Origin of the sequence: Comamonas sp. MYb69 (assembly GCF_037479315.1) — a bacterium.
Taxonomy (GTDB): Bacteria; Pseudomonadota; Gammaproteobacteria; order Burkholderiales; family Burkholderiaceae_C; genus Comamonas.
The window spans coordinates 23,956-43,866 of the sequence record NZ_JBBGZG010000018.1 but is presented as its reverse complement, the minus strand read 5'-3'; the positions used below and the strand labels follow the sequence as shown (position 1 = coordinate 43,866).

General features: G+C 67.3%; 20 protein-coding genes. 9 read left to right on the top strand and 11 right to left on the bottom strand.

All coding sequences use genetic code 11. The features are described 5' to 3' along the window. The first annotated feature begins 15 nt into the window (after positions 1-15). Together WH303_RS20985 and WH303_RS20980 are read left to right on the top strand one after the other, a co-directional pair. Positions 16-744 (top strand): response regulator transcription factor, encoded by a 729-nt coding sequence (locus WH303_RS20985; protein ID WP_043340843.1) that lies wholly within the window; start codon positions 16-18, stop codon positions 742-744. 36 nt (positions 745-780) lie between these two features. Continuing rightward, positions 781-2,052: a sensor histidine kinase gene (locus tag WH303_RS20980; protein WP_339520950.1), complete on the top strand. Its 1,272-nt coding sequence runs from the start codon at positions 781-783 to the stop codon at positions 2,050-2,052. Positions 2,053-2,131: 79 nt separating this feature from the next. Here the strand turns inward: WH303_RS20980 and rbsD are convergent, their stop codons facing one another. The 7 genes from rbsD to WH303_RS20945 all read right to left on the bottom strand — a co-directional run bounded on the left by rbsD (position 2,132) and on the right by WH303_RS20945 (position 9,625). Next, on the bottom strand, positions 2,132-2,533 hold the full coding sequence (gene rbsD / locus WH303_RS20975; protein ID WP_021027632.1) for a D-ribose pyranase: 402 nt from the start codon (positions 2,531-2,533) through the stop codon (positions 2,132-2,134). Next, entirely contained in the window at positions 2,530-3,501 is a 972-nt protein-coding gene (rbsK, locus tag WH303_RS20970; RefSeq protein ID WP_339520948.1) for a ribokinase, read from the bottom strand. Before rbsK ends, rbsD begins: the two co-directional genes overlap by 4 nt. After that, entirely contained in the window at positions 3,498-4,547 is a 1,050-nt protein-coding gene (locus tag WH303_RS20965) for a LacI family DNA-binding transcriptional regulator (protein ID WP_339520946.1), read from the bottom strand. Before WH303_RS20965 ends, rbsK begins: the two co-directional genes overlap by 4 nt. An 8-nt stretch (positions 4,548-4,555) precedes the next feature. After that, a complete protein-coding gene (locus tag WH303_RS20960) occupies positions 4,556-5,563 on the bottom strand; it encodes an ABC transporter permease (protein WP_027011027.1) in 1,008 nt (335 codons plus the stop codon). Positions 5,564-5,587: 24 nt separating this feature from the next. Continuing rightward, a complete protein-coding gene (locus WH303_RS20955; protein WP_339520943.1) occupies positions 5,588-7,177 on the bottom strand; it encodes a sugar ABC transporter ATP-binding protein in 1,590 nt (529 codons plus the stop codon). 15 nt (positions 7,178-7,192) lie between these two features. Further along, positions 7,193-8,143, bottom strand: coding sequence for a sugar ABC transporter substrate-binding protein (locus WH303_RS20950; protein ID WP_116926749.1), 951 nt, complete (start codon positions 8,141-8,143; stop codon positions 7,193-7,195). Between the two features lie 216 nt (positions 8,144-8,359). Next, positions 8,360-9,625 carry a YbfB/YjiJ family MFS transporter gene (locus WH303_RS20945; protein ID WP_339520940.1) on the bottom strand — a complete coding sequence of 422 codons (1,266 nt, stop codon included), beginning with the start codon at positions 9,623-9,625 and terminating at the stop codon, positions 8,360-8,362. 78 nt (positions 9,626-9,703) lie between these two features. Between WH303_RS20945 and WH303_RS20940 the strand changes: the two genes are divergently transcribed. The 4 genes from WH303_RS20940 to WH303_RS20925 are packed head-to-tail and all read left to right on the top strand — an operon-like array spanning position 9,704 to position 13,171. Next, entirely contained in the window at positions 9,704-10,600 is an 897-nt protein-coding gene (locus WH303_RS20940; protein ID WP_339520938.1) for a LysR family transcriptional regulator, read from the top strand. Continuing rightward, positions 10,597-11,649 carry an NAD(P)H-dependent flavin oxidoreductase gene (locus WH303_RS20935; RefSeq protein WP_339520936.1) on the top strand — a complete coding sequence of 351 codons (1,053 nt, stop codon included), beginning with the start codon at positions 10,597-10,599 and terminating at the stop codon, positions 11,647-11,649. Before WH303_RS20940 ends, WH303_RS20935 begins: the two co-directional genes overlap by 4 nt. Before the next feature lie 53 nt (positions 11,650-11,702). Next, entirely contained in the window at positions 11,703-12,599 is an 897-nt protein-coding gene (pdxY, locus tag WH303_RS20930; protein ID WP_339520934.1) for a pyridoxal kinase PdxY, read from the top strand. A 14-nt stretch (positions 12,600-12,613) separates the two neighbouring features. Then, a complete protein-coding gene (locus tag WH303_RS20925) occupies positions 12,614-13,171 on the top strand; it encodes a GNAT family N-acetyltransferase (protein WP_339520932.1) in 558 nt (185 codons plus the stop codon). Positions 13,172-13,201: 30 nt separating this feature from the next. Here WH303_RS20925 and WH303_RS20920 read toward each other — a convergent pair whose 3' ends face one another. From WH303_RS20920 to WH303_RS20905, 4 genes are all read right to left on the bottom strand, one after another. Continuing rightward, positions 13,202-14,494 carry an O-antigen ligase family protein gene (locus WH303_RS20920; protein ID WP_339520931.1) on the bottom strand — a complete coding sequence of 431 codons (1,293 nt, stop codon included), beginning with the start codon at positions 14,492-14,494 and terminating at the stop codon, positions 13,202-13,204. Next, positions 14,491-15,303: a glycosyltransferase family 2 protein gene (locus WH303_RS20915; RefSeq protein WP_239645061.1), complete on the bottom strand. Its 813-nt coding sequence runs from the start codon at positions 15,301-15,303 to the stop codon at positions 14,491-14,493. Before WH303_RS20915 ends, WH303_RS20920 begins: the two co-directional genes overlap by 4 nt. Then, positions 15,304-15,510 carry a zinc-finger domain-containing protein gene (locus WH303_RS20910; RefSeq protein WP_021028650.1) on the bottom strand — a complete coding sequence of 69 codons (207 nt, stop codon included), beginning with the start codon at positions 15,508-15,510 and terminating at the stop codon, positions 15,304-15,306. A gap of 245 nt (positions 15,511-15,755) precedes the next feature. Further along, entirely contained in the window at positions 15,756-16,187 is a 432-nt protein-coding gene (locus WH303_RS20905) for a hypothetical protein (protein ID WP_021028651.1), read from the bottom strand. 189 nt (positions 16,188-16,376) lie between these two features. On the opposite strand from WH303_RS20905, the gene WH303_RS20900 reads away from it, so the two are divergent. The 3 genes from WH303_RS20900 to WH303_RS20890 all read left to right on the top strand — a co-directional run bounded on the left by WH303_RS20900 (position 16,377) and on the right by WH303_RS20890 (position 19,886). Continuing rightward, entirely contained in the window at positions 16,377-17,090 is a 714-nt protein-coding gene (locus tag WH303_RS20900; protein ID WP_339520927.1) for a MarC family protein, read from the top strand. A gap of 193 nt (positions 17,091-17,283) precedes the next feature. Further along, positions 17,284-18,795, top strand: a complete 1,512-nt coding sequence (locus WH303_RS20895; protein WP_339520925.1) for a S1C family serine protease — start codon at positions 17,284-17,286, stop codon at positions 18,793-18,795. Then, entirely contained in the window at positions 18,792-19,886 is a 1,095-nt protein-coding gene (locus WH303_RS20890) for an FHA domain-containing protein (protein WP_339520923.1), read from the top strand. The genes WH303_RS20895 and WH303_RS20890 overlap by 4 nt, the downstream gene beginning before the upstream one ends. The last annotated feature ends 25 nt before the right edge of the window (positions 19,887-19,911 follow it).

Sequence of the window (19,911 nt, the reverse complement as noted above, 5' to 3'; positions counted from 1 at the left end):
ATAACCATGACTGCCATGCATACCCACCAACTGTTGATGATCGAAGATGACGAGCGTCTGGCCAATATGGTGAGCGAGTATCTGGCCCAGTCGGGGCTGCAGGTCAGCCACATGGCCGATGGCGCCAGCGGCCTGTCGGCCCTGCAGGACCCGGCCAGCGGACAGTCGCCCGACCTGGTCATCCTCGACCTGATGCTGCCCGATCTGGACGGCCTGGAGGTCTGCCGCCGCATCCGCACGTTGAGCGGCCCCGCAGCCCAGGTGCCTATTCTGATGCTCACCGCCAAGGGCGACCCGATGGACCGCGTCATCGGCCTCGAAGTCGGCGCCGATGACTACCTGCCCAAACCGTTTGAGCCGCGTGAGCTGCTCGCCCGCATCCGTGCCATTCTGCGCCGCCGCGTCGATGGCGGCAGCGCCGCAGCCCCCGCCAGCCAGGTGCTGCGCTTTGGCAGCCTGGAGATCGACCGCGATGCCCGGGCCGTCACCATCAGCGGCAAGCCTGCCGACCTGACCAGCTACCAGTTTGACCTGCTGGTCACCCTGGCCGAGCGCGCCGGCCGCGTGCTCAGCCGCGACCAGATCATGGAAGCCGTGCGCGGCCGCGAACTCGAAGCCTTTGACCGCTCCATCGATGTGCACATGGGCCGCATCCGCGCCGCCATCGAGGCCGATGCCAAAAACCCGCGCCGTATTCTGACCGTGCGCGGCGTGGGCTATGTGTTTGCCAAACAGCAGGACTGAGCCCCGGCGCTAGCGCCCCTTTGCACGTTTGCACGCATGCATCTCTACAAATACTTCGCCGAGCGGCTTTATCTGCGCATCTGGCTCACCGTGGTGGGCGGCGTGGCCGTGCTGATCCTGGTGATTGGCTGGGCCTGGCAGGCGGCGGCGGAGAAAAACGCCACGCCGCTGCAGCCGCCGGCGCGCGAGCTGCTGATCCGCAGTGCCGATGGCGGAGTGCTGCTGCATGGCGAGGCGGTGCGCCAGCCTGGCGACCCGAGCGAGCTGGTGCTCTACCTGATTGAAGACGACCAGGGCCGCACCTACGAGATGGAGCTGCAGCGCCGCTCCGGCCGGGGCGAAGGCCACCGCCCACCGCCGCCCAACCTGGGCCCCTGGTGGTTCTGGGTCAAGCCGCCGTTTGGCTTTTTCTGGATGCTGGGGCTCATCGGTGTCGTCGTCGTGGTCGGCGTGTTCCCCATCATCCGCCGCCTGATGGGCCGGCTCGAGGCGCTGCGCAAAGGCGTCAAGCAGTTTGGCGATGGCGACCTGTCGGTGCGCGTCGATGTGCGCGGCAATGACGAGGTCAGCGACCTGGCCGAGCAGTTCAATGCCGCCGCTGCCCGTATCGAGGCGCTGGTGCAGGCGCACAAATCGCTGCTGGCCAACTCCTCACATGAGCTGCGCAGCCCGCTGACCCGCATCCGCATGGGGGTGGAGCTGATGGGCGAGAAGCCCTCGCCCACCTTCAAGCAGGAGATCCAGCGCAATATCGCCGAGCTCGATCAGCTGGTTGACGAGATCCTGCTGGCCAGCCGCCTGGGCGCGCGCGAGGCCGATGTCGGCAGCTCCGAGATGATCGACATCATTGGCCTGTGCGCCGAAGAGTGCGCGCGGGTCGAGGCCGATCTGGAAGTCGCCGACATGCATGGCGATGCCATCGAGGTGCGCGGCATTGCCAAGCTGCTGCGCCGCGCGGTGCGCAACCTGCTGGAAAACGCCCGCCGCTACTCCCAGGGCCCGATCACCTTGTTCTTGGACAAGCAAGGCGCCTATGCCGAGATCCGCGTGGCCGACCGGGGCTCCGGCGTGCCGCCCGACCAGCGCGAGCGCATTTTTGAATCCTTTTACCGCATGCCCGGCGCCAGCGAGCGCCATGGCGGCGTGGGCCTGGGCCTGGCCCTGGTGCGCTCGATTGCCGAACGCCACGAAGGCAGCGTGCACTGCGAGGGGCGTGAGGGTGGCGGCGCAGTCTTTGTGCTGCGCCTGCCGCTGGCGCCACTGGCACGCAGCACGCCGGCGCAAACCCTGCCTCCGCCAAGCGTCTAAGCCACCACCGAACGCTTGTTCAAAGGGCCTCTTGCTTTGCAGCAGAGGCCCTTGTTGATGGCAGGCTGGATGTCAGTGCTTAGAAAGCCACGCCGGACCTAAGTGCAATATTGGCATAGGGCGTGCATTCGCCGGTGCGCACCACGGCCACGGCCTGGCGGCTCATCGCCTTGAACGCCTCATGCGGTACGCACTGCGGCGCGCTGGGCAGGCCATCGGCCTGGCGCTGCTGGTACCAGGCCGGCAGTTGCTGACCGTCCAGGCACTCATTGGCGACGATGGCCGCTTCCACCTGCAGCTCGCTCAGGATGGCCTGCAGCACCTGGTCCAGGTTCGGCACACCGCGCGCCACGGCCAGGTCCACGCGGCGCACGCCGGGGGGCACCGGCAGGCCGGCATCGCCAATCACCAGCATGTCGCCATGGCCCATCGCGGCGATGATTTGCGACAACTCGATATTCAACAGCGCAGCACGCTTCATACGGGGCTCCAGGGGCTGGCTTCGGTGCGGGTGGCCACCTCGGCATGAAAAGGAATGGATGGCTGCGCGCCGGCGCGGGTCACGCAGATGGCTGCCGCGCGGATGGCCCACTGCGTGGCCTCGTCCAGGCTGGTGCCGGAGGCCAGTTGCACGGTCAGCGCACCCAGGAAGGTGTCGCCGGCGGCCGTGGTGTCCACCGCCTGCACCTGGGGCGCGCGGTGCCAATGGGCGGGGGCTTCAGCGCCATCGGCAGCTTGGTCGCAGCACACGGCGCCCTGGCTGCCCAGGGTCACCACCACCTGACCGGCGCCCTTGGCCTGCAGCCAGCGCGCGGCGCGGGCGGCGCTCTCGGGGCTGTCGACCGGGCTGCCGCTCAGCTGCGCGGCCTCGGCTTCGTTGACCACCAGCACATCGATGGTCGGCCACCAGGCATCGGGCAGCGGCTGCACCGGCGAGGGGTTGAGCACCGTCTTGCAACCCACCACCCGCGCGCTGCGCAAGGCCTGGTCCACTTCTTCCAGCGGCGTCTCGAACTGCAGCACCACATAGGCGGCATCCTGCAGCAGCGGGCGCAGCACCGGCTCGGTCACCTGCAAGCGCAGGTTGGCGCCAGGCACCACGACGATCTGGTTCTGGGCACTGTCATCGACGCTGATGACGGCGACGCCAGTGGCATCGCGCGCGCTGCGCTGCACATGCTGTACATCGATATGGTCGGCCACCAGCCCGGCGAGCAGCTGGTCGGCATAGGCATCCTCGCCCACGCAGGACAGCAGGCTCACGGCCGCCCCCTGGCGCGCGCAGCTGACGGCCTGGTTGCCGCCCTTGCCGCCAGGCACCTGGCTGAGCGACTGGCCCAGCATGGTCTCACCCGCGCGCGGCATATGCGGCACGCGCAGCACCAGGTCCATGTTCAAACTGCCCAGCACCACGATACGCGGGGCCTGGCTCAAGATAGGCACATTCACAGGGTTTCTCCAATCGCAATCGGCACGGCGGCCCGGGCCAGGGCCCGGCTGCTCTCGCGGGTCACCAGCGCCGGCACCAGCAGCTGCGTGGCCGCCGCGACAGGCTCGGCGCTGCGGCCTGCCTGGATGCGTTCTAGCAGCCAGGCCAGCGCTTGCTCGGCCATGGCCTGGGTGGGCTGGGCCACCGTGGTCAGCGCCGGCTGGGTGTAGCCCGCCAGCTCGATATCGTCATAGCCCACCACGGCCACATCGCGGGGCACTTGCAGGCCTGCTTCATGCACGGCGCGTAGCGCGCCCATGGCCATCAGGTCGTTGCAGGCAAACACGGCCGTGGGCCGGTCGGCAGCACGGTCGCGCAGCAGGCGCCGCATCGCCACATAGCCGCCATTGGCGGTGAAATCGCTATGCACCAGCAAATCGCTGGGCAGGCCCACCAGCTGCAGTGCCTGGCGCCAGCCCTGCACCCGCTGCTCGCTAGACTGCAGATCCTGCGGGCCGCCCACGCAGGCAATGCGCTTGCGGCCCAGCGCCATCAGGTGCTGGGTGGCCAGCATGCCGCCTTGCACATGGTCGGTCTGCACGCAAGGGCGCTCCAGGCCGGCAATGGCCCGGTCAATCAGCACCATCGGCAGCGCCGTCTGCGCCAGGTGCTGGGACATCAGCGCATCATCGCTGGTCGAGGCCACGATCAGGCCATCGACCCGCTTTTGCGACAGCACATCCAGGTAGACCTGCTGGCGCCCGGCATGGTTGTCGGTATTGCACAGCAGCAGCGCATAGCCGGCGGCAAAGCAGGCGTCTTCGACGGCGCGCACCAGCTCGGCAAAATAGGGATTGGAGTTGTCCGGCACCAGCATGCCGATGGTGTGCGTGGCGTTGATCTTGAGGCTGCGCGCCACCGCGCTGGGCACATAGCCGAGGGTCTGCACGGCTTCGAGCACGCGCTCTTGCGTGGCCGGCAGCACCGAACGCGTCTTGTTCAGCACATGCGAGACCGTGGTGACGGACACGCCCGCCAGGCGCGCCACATCCTTGATACTGCTCATTGCCACCGTCAGGCCCGGCGTGCGGCACGGCGCTGGCGCACCGTGTCGATGATCACGGCCACGACGATCACGGCGCCGGTGATGATGCGCTTGGCAGGCTCGCTGGCGCCAATCTGGGCCAGGCCCGCTTCCAGCACCGCGATGATCAGCACGCCAAAGAAGGTCGCAATCACCGAGCCGCGTCCGCCCATCAGGCTGGTGCCGCCAATCACGACGGCGGCAATCACCTGCAGCTCCATGCCGCTGCCGGCATTGGGGTCGGCCGCTTCGAGGCGCGCCGACTGCATAAGCCCTGCCAGGCCGGCGAGCAGGCCGGTCAGCGCAAACACCAGGATGCGGATGGGTCGCGGGTCGATACCGGCCAGGCGCATGGCCTCTTCATTGGTGCCGATGCCCACCACATAGCGGCCAAACACGGTGCGGGTCAGCACAATCTGGCCCAGCGCCACCACGACGATGGCGATGACAAAGGCGGCCGAGACGCCATAGGCAATGGGCGCGGCCAGGCCCGAGATCGCGTCGCCCACATACTGGGTGCGCGAGTCGGTCACCAGGTAGGCTGCGCCCCGCAGCGCTTCGAGCATGCCCAGCGACACGATAAAGGTCGGCAGGCGCCAAACCACCGAGATCGAGCCCAGCACCGCGCCACACAGCAGGCCGCAGAGCAGGCCCAGTGCGCCGGCGGCCCAGGGGTTGAGGCCCCAGACCAGAATCGCCTGGGCCGCCACCGCCGCCGACAGCGCCAGCACCGAGCCCACCGACAGGTCAATGCCCGCCAGGATCAGCACAAAGGTCATGCCCACGGCCATCACCGCCAGCGCGGGGATCTCGTTGGCGATGGTGACAAAGGTCTCGGCGCTCCAGAAATACTCGCTCAGGAAGCTGAACAGCGCGACCATCGCGGCCAGCACCAGGAACAGGCCCACATAGGTGCCCCAGGCCTGCATGCGGCCCGAAGAGGCCTTGGCAGCCGACGGCGTAGGCGCGCTGGCGCGCGCGGAAAGGGGGGTGGTCATGGCTTGGTCCTCTTGCCTGCTTTTTTATTCGGGGGTTGCAGCCTGGGCTGCGGCGTGGGCCGATGGGGCTTCATCCACATTGCCAAAGGCGGCGGCCAGCAGTTGCTGGTCGCTCCACTGGCCGCGCTCGAACACGGCCACCAGCTCGCCGTCATGCATCACGCCAATGCGGTCGCACATGGCCATCAACTCGCGCAGATCGCTGGAGACCATCAAGACGGCCTTGCCGTCGTCGCACATGCGGTCGATCTCGTGGTAGATGTCAGCGCGCGCGCCCACATCGACGCCGCGCGTGGGCTCATCGAGCAGCAGCACATCGCAGGGCTGGTGCAGCCAGCGGGCAAACACCACCTTTTGCTGGTTGCCGCCGCTCAAGGTGGAGACAGCCTGCTCGGCGCTGCGCGAGCGGATGCGCAGGCGCTCGACAAAATGGCGCGCCACTTCGCTCTCTTGGGCGCGCTGCAACCAGCCGCCGCGCGCAATCTTGTGCATGCCCGCCAAGGTGGTATTGGCGCGGATGGATTGCGACAGCAGCAGGCCTTGCGACTTGCGGTCTTCGGTCACCAGGCCGATGCCGGCGCGGATCGCCTGCACGGGGCTGCTCCAGTTGGGTGCCACCGTGTGCGTGGCGGCGCTGCTGCCAGCGGCATGCAGGCTGATTTCGCCCTGCTCGGCGCGGTCTGCACCAAACAGTAGGCGCACCAGCTCGGTACGGCCCGAGCCGACCAGGCCCGCCAGGCCCATGATCTCGCCCGCATAGAGCGACAGACTCACGCCGCGCACCTGCGCGCCGCGTTGCAAATTTTTCGCAGACAGGCGCAGCGCGCCACGCGTGCGGCGCGGCCGGCCTTCGTTGTCCTGCACCGCATGGCCGACCATGCGCTCGACCAGCTCATGCTCCTGCACGCCCTGCATGGGCCGCACATCGACGAGGCGCCCATCGCGCAGCACGGCCACCCGGTCGGCAATGCGCTGCAGCTCTTCGAGCCGGTGCGACACATAGACCAGGGCCACACCGCGCGCCTTGAGCAGCGCAATCTGCGTGAACAGGTGCTCGGTTTCCTTGAGCGTGAGCATGGCGGTGGGCTCATCGAGCACCAGCACCCGCGTGCCATCCTGCAGATTGCGGGCGATCTCCACCATCTGCTGCTGGCCAATGCCCAGCTGCGAGACGGGGGTGTCCGGGTCGATATGCTCCATGCCGATCTTGGCCAGCTGGGTGCGGGCCAGCGCCCGCATCGCGGTATGGTCCAGCCAGCCCATCTTGTGGGGGAGTTGGCCCAGCAGCAGGTTTTCGGCCACCGTCAAGGTGGCCACCAGGCCCAGCTCCTGCATCACCATGCGCACGCCCTGGCGCTCGGCATCGCGGCGCGATGTGGGGGCAAAGGGCTTGCCATCGAGCTGCATCTGGCCCTGCGATGGATCCACCAACCCGCACAGAATCTTGGACAAGGTGCTCTTGCCCGCGCCGTTTTCTCCGGTCAGCGCCATCACCTCGCCCGCATGCAGATCCAGGCTCACGCCCTCCAGCACCAAGGTGCCGGAGTAGGCCTTGCCCATCTGCTGCAGACGCACGCGTGGCGTGCCGGCGCCTTGCGCCTCAGTCGTTGCCATGGTGTACGCCGTTTTTTACTTGCTGTCCTTGGTCACCAAGGCCACATCGGTCTTGACCTCAGCGGGCAGCTCGCTCTGCTTTTTCTTCTCGGCCAGGGCCTTGAGCGCGATCTCGATACCGAACACGGCCTGCTTGGCGGCGTACTGGTCAGCAGTCGCCAGCACGCGGCCGTCCTTGAGCATGGGCTTGATGGCGGCGATGTTGTCATAACCCACCACCTGCACCTTGCCGGTGCGGCCCGAGGCCTTGACCGCCGCGACCACGCCCAGCGCCATGCTGTCGTTGCCGGCCATGATCGCCTTCAGATCGGGGTGCTCGCGCAGCATGCCGGCGGCCACTGTGTTGCCCTTGTCGATTTCCCACTGGCCCGATTGCAGGCTGACCACATTGGCGCCAGCGGCCTTCATCGCATCCTGGAAGCCCAGGGTGCGCTGCTGGGCATTGAACGTGGTCGAGACGCCTTCGACGATACCCACCTTGTCACCGGCCTGCAGCTGCTTGCCCAGGAAATCGCCCACCAGCTTGGCGCCGGCACGGTTGTCCGGGCCGACAAACGGCACGTTCAGGTCCTTGCTCTTGAGCGCATCGGCATCGAGCTTGTTGTCGATATTGACGATCAGCACGCCCTTGTCGGCGGCATTCTTCAGCACCGACACCAGGGCCTTGGAATCTGCCGGCGCAATCACGATGGCCTGCACGCGCTGGGCCACCATCTGCTCGACCATCTTGATCTGCGCGGCCGTATCGGTCTCGTCCTTGATGCCGTTCGCCACCAGTGTGTACTGGGCGGCATTGGCCTTCTGGTGCGCCTTGGCGCCGTCTTCCATCGTGCGGAAGAACTCGTTGGCCAGCGATTTCATCACCAGGGCCACCTTGGGCTTGTCAGCCGCGACGGCTTGGTGGGAAAAACCAGCCACGGTGGCCAAAGCCAGCGCAGCAGTCAGGGTACGGCGGGTAAAGCGCATGAGATAAGTCTCCGAAGGATTGTTGTGCATCACGCGGCGCTATCCACAGCAGTAGCCGCGAGATGCCGCATGTTTGCATAGGCGCAAACGTTTGCGCCCCGGAGTTTACCCCAAGGTCAAACAATGTTTCACGAGTTGGACATGCGGCGCAGATGCGGCCCCGGCATCCACTTTGGCAGCCCCTGGGCGGCTGGCTACCTGCGGCGTTTCCGCCGCTCAGCCCTGGTGCGGATGGCGCCAGACCATGCCGGCCAGAATCACCATGCCCAGCACCAGCGCGCCGCCCGCTGCCGCCAGGCCATAGGCAAAGCCCTGCTGGGTACTGGCGCTGTGGGCCAGCATCCAGGCGACCATGGGCGGGCCCACGATCTGGCCCAACCCATAGGCCGCCGTCAGCAGGCCCGGAAAGCTGCTGAGTGCGCTGGGCCAGATGCGGCGCGCCTCTTGCAGCGCAAAAAAAGTCAGCGCGGTAAACGGCAGGCCCAGCAGCAGGCTGCCCAGCGAAAAGCCCAGCGGGGTGGGCCACAGCGCGCTGATGGCGATGGACACGGCCTGGATGCCGTAGCCGGCCATTAGCAGACGGCGCCGGTCCCAACGGGCGGGCAAATGGGTCGAGAGGTAGGCGCCCAGCGCCACGCCGCCACCAAACATGGGCCAGAACAGGTCAGGCCAGATCGAATCGGCCGGCAGCGCGCCGCGCGCAATCACCGGCAAATAGGTGGCGGTGACGATATAGCCCAGGCCGGCCAGGCTGTAGGCCAGGGTCAGCAGCAGCCGGTCCACCGGGCCCTCGGGAGCGAGCGCCACAGCAGCTCCCGCCCGCGTGGGGGCAGGCGGCGGCGCCAGCGGCCCACGCACCACCGTCATCACCACCAGCCACAGCACCAGCGCCAACAGCGCAAAGGCCAGCCAGGCGCTGACCGCATGCCAGCCGGCGGCCACCATGGCGCTGGTGGCCAGGCCCGTGAGCGCAATGCCGATGCCCGGGCCGCAAAACAGCAGGCCGCCCATTTGCGGCCGCCCCAGATGCGCCAGCTGCGACATGCACCACAGGGTGATATTGAGAAACACCACCGCGCTGGCGACGCCCGAGACAAAGCGCAGGCTGGCCCAGGCGCCGGGCCAGTGCAGCGCCATCGCCGCCGTCAGCACTGCGGTGATGAACAGCCACCAGTGCACCATGCGCGAGGGGTGCAGGCGCTGCATCAGGCCCGGGGCCACCCAGGGCAGCACCATGCAGACCAGCGAACCCACAAAGTAGCCCAGGTAGTTGCTCATCGCCAGCCAGCTGCCCTGGGCCAGGTCGATGCTGCCGTCGTGCAGCATCATCGGCATCAGGGGGGTAAAGGCAAAGCGCCCCACGCCCATGGCCGAGGCCAGCGCCAGCATGCCGGCCACCGCCACCCACCAGGGGCGCTGGCCCCAGCGCAGCGAGGGGGCGGGGGTGGAGGGGGAAACCGAGGAGCTGAACGAGGGTGGCATGGTGCGGACCTAGTGCTTATGTATCTTTTTTGGAGATGCTATGTTAAATTAACATCTTCAAAAAAGATAGATACCGCCGTGTTGGATCTCGCCACCCTCGCCATCTTTCAGCAGGTCATTGCCAGCGGCAGCATCACCCGTGCTGCGCAGCAGCTGGGCCGCGCCCAGTCCAATATCACCACCCGCATCCAGCAGCTGGAGGAGTCGCTGGGCGTCGCGCTTTTTGTACGCGAAGCCCGGCGCATGGTGCTGACACCCGAGGGACAGCAGCTGCAGCGCTATGCCGACCAGTTGCTGACCCTGGCCGAAGAGGCCACGCAAAGCCTGCGCGGCCAGCAGCCCAGCGGGCGGCTGCGCCTGGGCTCGATGGAGAGCACGGCCGCCGCGCGCCTGCCGCTGCCGCTGGCCGCTTTCCACCGCACGCATCCCCAGGTGCAACTGGAGCTGTCCACGGCCGCGTCGCTGCAGCTGATGGAGCAGGTGCTGGACCACCAGCTCGATGCCGCACTGGTCGCCTGGCCGCCCCCGGATGTGGATGCGCCGCTGCCGCTGGACCTGGTGCCGCTGTACGAAGAATCGCTGCTGCTGCTGCGCCCCGCCCAAACCCAGCAGGGGGAGCTGCCGCGCACCCTGGCCGGTTTCAGTGATGGCTGCACCTACCGCCGCATTGGCGAGCAGTGGATGGCGCAGGCCCATGGCCCGGCGCCTACGCGCGTGCTGCAGCTGTCCTCGTACCATGCGATCGTGGCGGCCGTGGCCGCAGGCAGCGCGGTCGCTGTGGTGCCGCAGACCGTGCTGGATCTGCAGCGCGATGCGCTGCCGGTGCGCAGCGAGCCCTTGGGCGTCTGCACCACGATGTTTGTCACCCGCCAGGGCTATGCCACGCCCGCAGTACAGCAGCTGCTGGCCGTGTTGCAGGCGGCGGCCCCGGCCCCGACCCCCACCCCTTTCCCCACCGCCATGGAGACCGTATGACCCGCAAGCTGACACAAGAACTCGGCCTGCAACTGCCCGTGGTGCAAGGCCCGATGACCGGCTCGGACAGCCCGGCGCTGGCCGCTGCCGTCAGCGCCGGCGGCGGCCTGGGCTCGCTGGGCTGCGGCATGCGCTCGCCCCAGGCGATGGCGGAAGCCGCAGCCGCAGTGCGCGCGCAGACCGACCGGCCCTTTGCAATGAATTTGTTTGTGCAGGCCACCCCCGCGCCCGATGCCGCCACCGTGCAGCAGGCCTTGCAGCGCCTGGCCCCGCTCTATGCCCGCTTTGGCGCCGAGCCGGCCGTGCCCAGCCAGTGGTGCGAAGACTTTGCGCAGCAGCTCGATGCGCTGGTCGCCTGCCGCCCGGCCGTGGCCAGCTTTACCTTTGGCATTCTCAGCGCCGCCCAGGTGCAGCGCCTGCAGGCCGCAGGCAGCCAGGTCTGGGGCACGGCCACCACGGTGGCCGAGGCGCTGGCCTGGCAGGCGGTGGGGGCCGATGCGGTCATCGCCAGTGGCAGCGAAGCCGGCGGCCACCGGGGTACCTTCTTGGCAGACTATGCCTCGTCCATGGTCTCCACCTTGCCGCTGGTGCGCGACTGCGTGCAGCAGCTGCAGCTGCCGGTGATTGCGGCCGGAGGCATCATGGATGGCGCCGGCATTGCCGCCGCCCAGGCACTGGGCGCGCAGGCGGTGCAAATGGGCACCGCCTTTCTGGTCTGCCCGGAGTCGGCCATCAACGCCGCCTACCGCGCTGCGCTGGCGTCCGCCCAGGCCACCGACACGGTCACCACCCGCACCATCTCGGGCCGGCCGGCACGCGGCATCCGCAATGCGATGATCGATGCGCTCGAAGCCGAGGAGGCCGCCATCCCTCCCTACCCGGTACAAAACGCACTGACCGGCACGCTGCGCAAGCTCGCTGGCGCGGCAGGCGATGCGCAGTACTTGTCGCTCTGGGCCGGCCAGGGCGTGGCCCAGGCCCGAGCCCTGCCCGCTGCGCAACTATTGCAGCAGCTCAAGGCGGAGTGGCAGGCAGCGGGCGCACAATAGCAGCCAACGCCCGGCAGCCTGGTCCGGGCCCTCGCCCGCAAAGACTGCCTACTGTGAACACTGCTGCACCCTCTGCCACTGCGCAAGCATCCCGCCCCGTCATCCTGTCCATCCAATCGCATGTGGCCTGGGGCTATGTCGGCAACTCGGCGGCGGTGTTTGCGCTGCAGCGCCTGGGTTTTGAGGTGCTGCAGGTGCATACGGTGCTGTTCAGCAACCACACGGGCTACGGGCAGTTCCGGGGCCAGATCCTGAGCGCCGAACATATCCGCGAAATCCTCGCCGGCCTGCGCGAGCGCGGCGCGCTGCACAAAGTGGGTGCTGTGCTCTCGGGCTACCTGGGCAATGCCGATACCGGCGCAGCCATTCTCGACGCCGTCAACGACATCCGCCAGGCCAACCCGCAGCTGCGCTACCTCTGCGACCCGGTGATGGGCGATGTGGGCCGGGGGCTCTTCGTGAACCCCGCCATCCCCGATTTTCTGCGCGACCAGGCCATCCCGTTTGCCAACATCATCACGCCCAACCAGTTCGAGTTCGAGTTGCTGAGTGGCACCAAGCTGGGCAGCACCGAGGAGGCCGTCGCCGTCGCGCGCCAGATGCGTGGCCGGGGGCCGGACACCATTGTCATCACCAGCCTGGCCACACCCGATATCGCGGCCGACCAACTGGGCACCCTGGCCGTCAATGGCCAAGGCGCCTGGCTGGTGACCACGCCGCGCATCGACCTGCACCCCCTCCCCAACGGCATGGGCGATGTGTTTGCCGCCACCTTGCTGGGCCGTTTGATGGAGAGCCGCCCCTTGCCCGAAGCGCTGGAGCTGGCCACGGCCACCTTGTATTCGCTGGTCAAGGGCACGGTAGCGGGCTCACGCGATCTGCCGCTGGTGGCAGCGCAGGCCCAGCTGATCGAGCCGGCGGCGCGCTTTGCGGCGCGCCAAGTGGCTTGAAGGTCAGGCACCGCATGTCCCATCCCTCCTCCGCTCCCCGCCTTCAGCTGCGCGCCTTTGTGTCCAGCGATTTCGAGGCCTACGCCCACTACCACCGCCAGCCTGCCGTCTACCGCCACCTGTATGCCGATGCACCGCAGGACACCGCCGTATTGCAGGCCCAGTTCGCACGCGATGCGCTGCCCCAGCGCCTGGCGCAGGAGGGCGACACCCGGCGCTTTGCCGTAGTGCGCAGCAGCGATGGCTGCCTGCTGGGCGAGACCCTGCTCAAGCTGGCCAGCGCCGCGGCGCGCCAGGCCGAGGTGGGCTATATCTTTGATCCAGCCTATGCTGGCAAAGGCTATGCCACCGAGGCGGTGGCGCTCACATTAGCGCAGGGGTTTGGCGACTTGGGCTTTCACCGCATTTTTGCGCGCTTGGATGCCGCCAACCAGGGCTCGGTGGGCGTGGTCGAGCGCCTGGGCATGCGGCGTGAGGCGCACCTGATTGAGAACGACCAGTTCAACGGCCAGTGGGGTGATGAATACATCTATGCCCTGCTCGCCCGCGAGTGGCACAGCCGCGCGGGCTGAAGCACCGGTGAACCCTCTTGCGCTGTATGCTCAGCGCTGGGAATGCAAAGCCAAGAGTGCGCGCTCACGTCCAATCAGCGCACCCAGCAGCAGCACCAGCAGGTAGACGTAGAACAGATGCCCGCTGTTATGGGCAAAGAACACCTGGGTCAGGCCAAAGCCCATGTAGCACAGGGGCACCATGATGCCCAGCATGCGCAGGTAGAGGATCTGGCGGTCCATAGGCGCGCCGGGGCACTGGGCCATGCGCTTTTGCGTGGGCCAGAAGATCAGCAGCGGCACGGCATAAAAGGCCAGCAGCAGCGCCACCCCCACCAGCCCGCGCTTGGCAAACATGTCGAGCAGCTCGTTGTGGGCATGGTCGTAGGGGAGGACCGAGGCACTGGCCTCGCCCGCTTCCACGCGGCGGGCCTTCTCGGCGATATAGCCTTTGAGGCCCCAGCCGGTCAGCGGCTTGTCCAGCCCCATGTGCCAGGCCAGGTGCCAGTGGGCCAGGCGCTGGCCGACCGAGGTTTCGGCCGCATCGCGGTCCTGCACCTCGTAGCTCTGCACCTCGTGCACGGCGGTGTGGTAGCGCTGGGCCATCTCGTCGCCTTTGAGCGAGACCAAGCCGCCAATGCCCAGCACGGCGGCCAGCAGGCCCAGGCCCACCGGTTTGCGCAGACCGCAGCGCCACAGCAGTACCGCGCCAATCAGCAGCACAAAGGGCAGCACGATCCAGCTGCCGCGCGTATCGGACAGGATGACGGCGAGCAAGCCGAACAGGCTGCACACCAAGCCTAAGGCGCGCTGCCAGGCCGACAGCGAGCGCCACAGCAGCAGCACGCCAAAACAGCAGGCCAGCGCCAGCACCAGCGCAATGCCGCTGAACTGGATCGCATTGGTAAAGCCATTGGCGCGGTGGGCATCGGTCCAGCCCGTCTGGTAGACGGCGACCAGGCCCGCGCCCAGCGCGCCCGCCAGCATGCCCCAGCCCAGCGGCCGCACCCGGGGCGCACAGCTTTGCAAAAAACCCAGGCCGGTGATGGCCAGCGCATATTTGACGAACTGGTCGCTGCGCGAGCGCAGGAGCCAGTCATCAAAGCTCATGGTCCACAACACCGCCATGGCGGCGAGCATCAGCGCCCAGGCGATCGCGCGGCGGTCCCAGCGGCGGCCCCACCACTGGCGCACAAATACGAGGCTGGCCAGCGCCAGCACCGCGGCGCCAAAGGAGTAGCCCGAGGGCAGGGTCAGCGCCACACCGGGCACCAAAAAGGCCGCCAGCTGGCTGGCCCGCATCGCGGGCGTGGGCGCAGCGGACGCTGCCGCAGCCAGGCTCATCGGCGCACGTCTCCGCTCAGATACGGGCGGTCATAGGCCAGGGCCACATAGCGGAAAAAGCTCTCCAGCGCGACAAAGACGCAGTACAAAAAGCCCGCGCCCCCGCACAGAAAGCCGAAATGGAAGAAGTAAAGACGCACAAACATCGCGAACGACGAGGCCATGCCGCGCAAAATGCCGCCGCGCACGCCCTCTTCGGCGCGCTTGGCCGCGCCCAGCATCGCGTACTGGGTGAGCTTTTCCAGGCTGGAATGCACGGTGCTGCGCGAATGGTGCAGCAGCGGCGTGCGCATCAGGTGGCGCGTCACATTGGCCCGGCTCAGCTGCGCCTCTTCGTGCACCACGCCGGTGTACTCGCGCAGCAAACCGCGCCAGAACAGGCGCTCGACCTTGGCAGTGGAGCGCAGGTACTTGAGCTCCTTGCCGAAAGCGACCATGCGCCAGCGCACCATCCAGATCGCCTCCTCGCCGGACTGGACAATGGCCTCCAGCTCCTCGCGGAAAGCGGGAGAGATGGTCTCATCGGCGTCGAGGAAGAACACATAGTCTCCCTTGGCGTGGCTGAGCAGCCGGTTGCGCTGCAGCGCAAAGCCCTGCCAGTCTTCGTAGCGAAACACCTGGGCACCGAGGCCGCAGGCAATGGCCGTGGTGCGGTCCACACTGCCACTGTCCACCACCACCACCTGGTCGGCAAACGAGGCACTGCGCAAGCAGGCCTCGATGTTGTCTTCTTCGTTGAGGGTGAGGATGCCAATGGTCAGCGTCAGCCTGCGCGAAGCTGCAGCGCCGCCCAATGGGGAATCAGTCACTCAATGGCCACCGTGGAAGGTTTCGCCCGCCTTGAGGCGGTACACCGTACCGCAGTAGGGGCACTTGGCCTCACCGCTGTGGCCCACGTCCAGAAAGACGCGGGGGTGGCCACTCCACAATTTCATATCTGCCTTGGGGTTGGGACAAAACACGCCGCCTTGGGCGTTCAGGTCTTTGGCCAGCAACTCAACAACTGCCTGCGTCATGGTTTTCAACTTTCCTGCGCCAGCCCTGCACCTCTGGGGCGAGCCGGCTATCGATGATTCTGTGGGCACGGGCAAATGGTGGGGACCAGCCCCAAGGGGCTCCCATGCTGGGCAGTGATTTTACGTGGACGGCGCCCGCCTTGGCAGAAGATAGAGAGCGCGCGCTTCAGAATTGAGCGCCAACCCCCCTCTAAAGGGCCGGTGCAAGCGGCCGGCGGGTCGCCCTTGTTACAAGTAAGCCGGCCTCAAGGCTGAGGGTGGGCGGGGCTGTCCGCGCCATCCTGCGGGTCGCTGGGGCGCTGCAGTGTCCATTTCTGCAGGCGTCCGTGCACAAATTCGCAGGTGACGCTGGAGTCCGTGTTGTCGCGCCATACAAACACCTCGGGCTGCTCCAAAGCCTGCGACTGGCGCAGGCCCAGCGAGCGCGTCATGGCCACCACATGCACCAGCGGCACATTGGCTTTGAGCTTGGCATTGAGCATGACGGCACTGGCCACATAGCCCAAAGGGCGCTCCGAAGCGCGTTTCATGATGGTCATCAGACGGGTGAAATGCAGCATCAGCCACAGCACAATGCCGCCGCTGACGGCCAGCACGCCCATCCATTTGTAATTTTGGTAAGCAGCCCCCAGCAGCACCAGCAAGCCGACGGGGATCAGTATGTTTCTCCAGTTCATGGCGCTATTGTCCACTGCCTGCGCAGATGCCCTTGTCGCCAGGGGCCAATTGTTTGCGCCCGCTGCCTGCCAGTTTTCGCGGCGGCAGGCGTACCTTTGGCCCAACACCGGCCGCCGCAGGCCCTAGCGCAAGCCCGCTTTGGCTGGCATGCTAGCGCGCCAGATCCTCCTATTGCCTGGTGCCCTTTCATGAGTTTTGCCATTGCCTTTGCCGCCTTCAGCAAGAGCTTTTTGCTGGTGGTCGCCACCATGCTGCCGATCCTGAACCCCGTGAGCGTCTCGGCCATCTTCCTGACGCTGACCGAAGGGGCCTCCAACGCCACCCGCCGCAGCATCGCGACCCGCATCGCCGTCAATGTCACCTTGCTGCTGATCTTTTTCATGCTGGTGGGCTCCTACATGCTGGAGATGTTCGGCCTGTCCATCGATGTGGTCCGGCTCGGCGGCGGCCTGCTGGTCTCCGTCATTGGCTGGAACATGATCAACACCAACTCCACCGAAGGGCGCACCGAGAAGCTGGCCGAGGCCTTCACGCCCGAGATGGCGCGGCGCCGCGCGTTCTACCCGCTGACCTTTCCCCTCACCTACGGCCCGGGCAGCCTGGCCGCTACGATCACGATCGGCGTGAGCCTGCTCGACCGCAGCTCGCCAGCCATCACCGTGGTCAACGTTATGGGTGCGGCCGTGGGCAGCCTGGTGGTGGGCATCATCTTGCTGCTGTGCAACCGCTATGCCGACAAGCTGCTCAAACCGCTGGGCGAGACCGGCACCATTGTGTTTCTGCGCATTTCCGCCTTCATCCTGCTGTGCCTGGGCATACAGATCGCCTGGAGCGGGCTGAGCAACCTGATCAGCGATGCCATCGCCCATGGCGTGACCCAGGCTTATGAGCAGCGGCACTGAGGCACGCCTGGCCCGCATCCACGCTCAGCCCCCGCCATGCATCGCGCACCCGCGACGCGCCACAACTGCAAATGCTTACCTGCTATGACGTCTGCCGCTGGTGCAGTGGCACTTTTATTTTGATAGCATGCCAGGCTACTGGCTTGCCCGCTCCTGCGTCTGCGGCTTCCTCCCCGGCGCACACCCCAACACCATGACCCATTGCTCATCTTCCCCTTTGTGGCGCAACGGCCTGGCACTTGCGCTGGCGGCCTTGCTGGCAGCGCCCGCGCTGGCCCAGACCCCGTTGCTGCAGGCGGCCAGCCCGCTTGCAGCCGAGGCCGCCGTGCCTGCACCGACAGCGCCATTAACGAATGCCGCGCCCACCACGCCAACGGCACCGTCTGCATCAGGATCGCCTGCAGCCGCCAGCCAGCCCGCAGCCGCTGCTGCGGCCGAGGCCCCGCCCCCCTCGCCCGATGCCCAGCAGGCCTATATGGCCGCACGCGACAAGCTGGTGCAGATCCGCACCTTGCGCCGCCAGACCAATACGCAAAGCAGCACCGGTTCGGGCTTTTTTGTCTCCGAGGATGGCCTGCTGATCACCAACTACCACGTCGTCAGCCAGCTGGCGCTGGAGCCCGAACGCCACCGCGCGGTGCTGGTCTCGGTCAGCGGCCAGGAGGCGCCGGTGCAGCTGCTGGCCATCGATGTGCTGCATGACCTGGCGCTGCTGCGCGTGGCCCTGGCCAAGGACAGCAGCGCAGGCGCAGAAGGCGCCACGGAGCGCCACTACAGCGCGCTGCCGCTGCGCCCCAGCAGCCGGCCGCTGAGCGGGGGCGAGCGCATCTTCTCGCTGGGCAACCCGCTCGATGTCGGCTTTGCGATCACCGAGGGCACCTACAACGGCCTGGTGCAGCGCAGCTTCTACCCGCGCATCTTCTTTGGCGGCACCTTGAACCCCGGCATGAGCGGTGGCCCGGCCATCGACACCCAGGGCCGCGTGGTCGGCGTCAATGTGGCCAAGCAGCTGGGCGCCGAGCAACTGAGCTTTCTGGTGCCGGTGGAGTTTGTCGAGCAGCTGCTCGCCCAGGGCCGCGAGGCCGCACCGGTCAAGGGCGCCATGCATGCCGAAGTCACGCGCCAGCTGATGGCGCACCAAAAGGACCTGGTCGACCGGGTGCTGAGCGGCAGCAGCCGTACCGAGCGCTATGGCCCCTACCGCGTGCCCGTGCCGTCCGAGACGCTGGCGCGCTGCTGGGGTGATGGCCGCGAGCGGCGCAGCGAATCGCTGTTTGATTTTGAGCGCAGCCAATGCCGCATCGACAGCGAAGTCTTCACCGGCGACGGCGATGTCGGCGGCCTGGGCATGCGCTACGAGGCCTATGACGCGCCGCGCCTGAGCCCCTGGCAGTTTGCGCACACCTATGGCGCCAGCTTTGCCAATGAGCCCATGCGCAAGCGCGGCAACCGCGTGCGCACCGGCTATGAATGCCGCGAGGATTTTGTCGCGGGAGACGCCAAGCTGCCGCTGCGCGCCGTCGTCTGCATGGCCGCCTATCGCAAGTTCAGCGGCCTGTATGACCTGACCGTGCTGGCCGTTTCGGTGGACCAGCCGCGCCAGGGCGTGCTCGGCCGCCTCAACGTCAGTGCCGTGAGTTTTGACAATGCCCAGCGCCTGGCCCGCCAGTACCTGCAAGGCTTCTCCAGCGAGGCCGCCCAATGAGCCAGCACGATTACCCCGAATTGACCGACATCGCCCCCGACCACGAAGAAGCCAGCACCCAGGCGCCCACCCCCGCGCAAGAACCCGAAGGCGCGGTGCTGGAGCTGGTCGAACGCGGCCACCGCCTGGCCATGGCCCTGCCGGTGTATGCCTGGCCCTGCACCATCGGCCGCGCCGCCACCAATGACCTGGTGCTGACCGACCCGAGCATCGGCCCCAGCCATGTGCGCCTGCACCAACCGCAAGCAGGCCACCCTAATGCGGGGCAATACGAGGTCGAGGTGCTCGACAGCACCAATGGCGTCTGGCACGGCCGGCGCCACTACCGCGCCGGCGAGCGCTTTGTCTGGCAGCCCGGCCAGCGCCTGACCCTGGGCCGGGGCGTGCAGTTGAACCTGCGCAGCACCGCCCAGCCGCTGCCCGCCACCCAGCGCTGGCGCCCGTTCTCGCGCGCCCAAGGGCTGCTGACGGCCATGGCCCTGGTGCTGCTGGTGCTGCTGTCGGCCTGGACCACCTGGCTGGGTGCCACCGAAACCGGGGCCCTCGCCCGCCAGCTGCCCGCCATCCTGCTGTGGATGCTGGGCGGCCTGCTGGTCTGGACCCTGGGCTGGTCGATGATGGGCAAGCTGTTCACCGGGGTGACGGGCTTTTGGCGCCATGTCTGCATTGCCTCGGTCGGCATGGTCGCCATGGCCTTGCTCGATGTGCTGCTGTCGGTGACGGGCTTTGCGCTGTCCTGGCCGCTGCTCAGCCGCTTTGCCAGCCTGGCGTCCTTCAGCTTGATGGCTGTGGTCATCTGGTTCCACCTGCGCGCGGCCACCCTGGTGTCGGCCCGTACCCTGGCGCTGGCCGTTGGCGGCCTGCTGGTGCTGGGCGTGGGCGCCAAGCTGGGCCTGCAGTGGCAGACGCAAAAGCGCCTGGGCGACAACCTGTACATGTCCACCATGCTGCCGCCGGAGTGGCGCTGGGCGCCCACCACCTCGGTGGACCAGTTCATGCAAGGCACTGACAACATGCGCGAGCAGCTGCAAAACCGCAGCCAGCTGGAAAAGGACGACGACGAGGAAGGCGACGACAGCGGTCTCGATTGAGCATGGGATGCAGCGGGGCAAGCCG